Here is a 2,646-nt window from a genome sequence, read left to right on the forward strand (position 1 = left end):
ATACTGATCACGTCCTTCTTTTAGAATACTAGTATCAGTTTGTCCAAGTTTGGGAGATTACCTGCAGATATTTTGAAGTTTTTGCACCAGAACCTCTTATAGTGGATCAAACTGAAAAACTATTAATGGGTATTGAACATGTTCTAAGTGTAGCTTCTGATTTAGTTGATGAAGTAGCTCGACTAAAACTTGTAGAAGAAGAATGTAAAATCCTAAAAGAGAAAGTCTTTATGAATCAGTTTACTAAAGCAGAACAAGAAGTCTTTGCTCTAGCTATTGAAGGTCATTCTATTTCAGAAATACAAAACCTTCTCCATAAAGAAGAAAGCACAATTAAAAATCAAAGAAAAAGTATCTTAAAGAAATTGAATACGGAATCTATGACAGACGCTCTTCAACAATTTCAAAATCTACATGAAGAACCTTCAGGGAAAATGATACGCATTTCATAACCATATAAGTGCCTTTAAGGCTAAAAAGTAGGCTTAAGCCTGCTTTTCTTTTTAGTCTAATAATCCCTTTTCCTTAAACACTTTTCTCAAAGCTTCATTTACTAATTCTGATTTATAACTTTTAGGGACTCGATCAATAATATTTAACACATCATCATCAAAATAAAAACCTCGATAGACTCGTTTTGAACGGTCTTTTGGACTTTGCAGCAACAAATCAATTGCATCTACTGTGCTAGCTTTTGAGGAGCTAGTGCTCGTACTTTCACTTTCATCAACATAGCTCGTACTAGCTGCTACTTCACTAGTAGCTAAATTTTGTTCTGCTGGCATTTTGCTGTTTTTAGAAATAAGGGTACTGAAATCAACATCTACTGGTTCTGATTCTTCTCCAACATAGCGATAAATGCTTTCCTTACTATCCCATTCATAGCCTAATTTCTTAATCTTTGATTGAATAGTGCGAGTGCTTACATCATATCGATCAGCTAATTCTTTAATCGTAATTTCTTTCATCATAATGCCATTTAACATCTTTTTTACCAGCATCCTACTAGCCCCCATTTTCGTATTAAGAGTATAGTACTAGTATTCAAATACAAGATGCTATTTCCTGCTATAATTTTCCTCTGAAACAAAAAATAAAAAGCAAAGAAATCTTAAAATTTTAAGATTTCTTTGCTTTTTATTTATCTAAATTAATGAGTAACAATATTATAAATGATATAACCTATTACGATAACAATTATAGGAACCATACATCCTGCTTTTCCTATGTATGTTCGATTAAAAATATCATTCTCATTATCATTTTTTTCTTTTTTCAAAAGACACCCTCCGATTTCTAAAGAGAGATTATGGTATTAAAATTCTAGTGTCTACTTTTAATGTACCAGAGTTGCTCCCTTTTTTTACTTTTGCTGTAGAACTAGCACCTACAGTCCCTTTAAATACAGGATACCATGAATCTTTAACATTTACTGTAGTAGTACTATTTTTTGAGATACTAACTGTTTGTTTTTGATTATTCGCTACATGTCCTGGTGCAAATGCAGAACTTCCTTGTTGTCCCATTGTTAAAGAACGACTAGAAACAGAAGAACCAGAGCCTGCAGACCAACGTACATTTACATAGTTCATATCGTAATGTTTTATACCATCTTTATACTGTACATGGTAAAACACCTTTACATAACCGGTAACCCCATATTTCCAAGATGATTGTTCTGTACCGTTAGAAGGTGCAGCTAGCAAATGTATAGCTGGTCTTGTAAATAAAGAAGAACTTGTTGGTTCTAAAATATTATCGTCCGTATTTTCCTCTGTATTAGCATCATCGCTAATTTCATCTGAAATTTCTTCAACACTTACATCAGAAACATATAATGCATTATATGTATCATCATCTACTTTTTTCATTTCTAGCAACTGAGTAGTTTGTTGATCTTGTAGTTCAATAGGTTCATTTGAAGTATCAAGGCTTTCACTTTCATCCTCTTTTAATGAAGAATTCACATCAGCTTGTGGTAATTCAAAAGTTTTACCATCTAACTTGAAAGTATCCGATTTCTCAGAATTGATAGAAGAGGAATCTATTTTTCCATCTATAGAATTTAGATTAACTTCAGGATGCCAAAAAATCACTTCTCCTTCATCAAGTGATGGTTGTTCTAAATTTTCTTCAGCAAACGCACTTGAAGAATACAGTAATGAAGATGCTGCTACGACTCCAACTAAAACTTTTTTAAATTGCAAAAAAAAACACTCCCTTAATTTTTATATATGGAATATATCACTAAATAAACAATTAATCTACATTTTTATGATACTTTTATCACGTTTTTTGAATTTTTATAATGTATTTATTAGTATTTTAGGCTTATTTATTCTTTTTTATAAAATTTGATTTAAGAAGACAAATTTATATTTTATACGAACATAGTTAACATAAAACACCTTATCGGTACGAATTATAGATTTATGGTAGAATAATCCTTAAAAGGAGGAATAAAGAAAGTTGAATAATATATTAAATACAAGAAAACTATTTAAAGACATGATGATATGGGAATGCGTATTGTTTATCCCTTCACTTTTACTGGTTCTGGTGCAAAAACTTCAGGGCAATTGCAAGTAATCTCTAAATTTTGGACATACTGATACTATTACTCTAAAAAAAGGGGCATGATCAGTA

General features: G+C 31.1%; 3 protein-coding genes. 1 reads left to right on the plus strand and 2 read right to left on the minus strand.

Annotated elements, in window-relative coordinates:
• Window positions 1-101 precede the first annotated feature (101 nt).
• Window positions 102-452 carry a helix-turn-helix transcriptional regulator gene (locus tag AS180_RS21125; RefSeq protein ID WP_025907739.1) on the plus strand — a complete coding sequence of 117 codons (351 nt, stop codon included), beginning with the start codon at window positions 102-104 and terminating at the stop codon, window positions 450-452.
• A gap of 51 nt (window positions 453-503) precedes the next feature.
• On the opposite strand, the gene AS180_RS21130 is transcribed toward AS180_RS21125, so the two are convergent.
• Together AS180_RS21130 and AS180_RS21135 are read right to left on the minus strand one after the other, a co-directional pair.
• Window positions 504-1,001, minus strand: a complete 498-nt coding sequence (locus tag AS180_RS21130; protein WP_025907738.1) for an HTH domain-containing protein — start codon at window positions 999-1,001, stop codon at window positions 504-506.
• Between the two features lie 306 nt (window positions 1,002-1,307).
• Window positions 1,308-2,207 (minus strand): hypothetical protein, encoded by a 900-nt coding sequence (locus tag AS180_RS21135; RefSeq protein ID WP_025907737.1) that lies wholly within the window; start codon window positions 2,205-2,207, stop codon window positions 1,308-1,310.
• Window positions 2,208-2,646: the final 439 nt, after the last annotated feature.

Origin of the sequence: Priestia veravalensis (assembly GCF_001457055.1) — a bacterium.
Taxonomy (GTDB): Bacteria; Bacillota; Bacilli; order Bacillales; family Bacillaceae_H; genus Priestia; species Priestia flexa.

Bases quoted from the DNA above. Each gene is read 5' to 3' on its own strand.
- AS180_RS21130 (WP_025907738.1), bottom strand. From the start codon at position 1,001: ATGCTGGTAAAAAAGATGTTAAATGGCATTATGATGAAAGAAATTACG.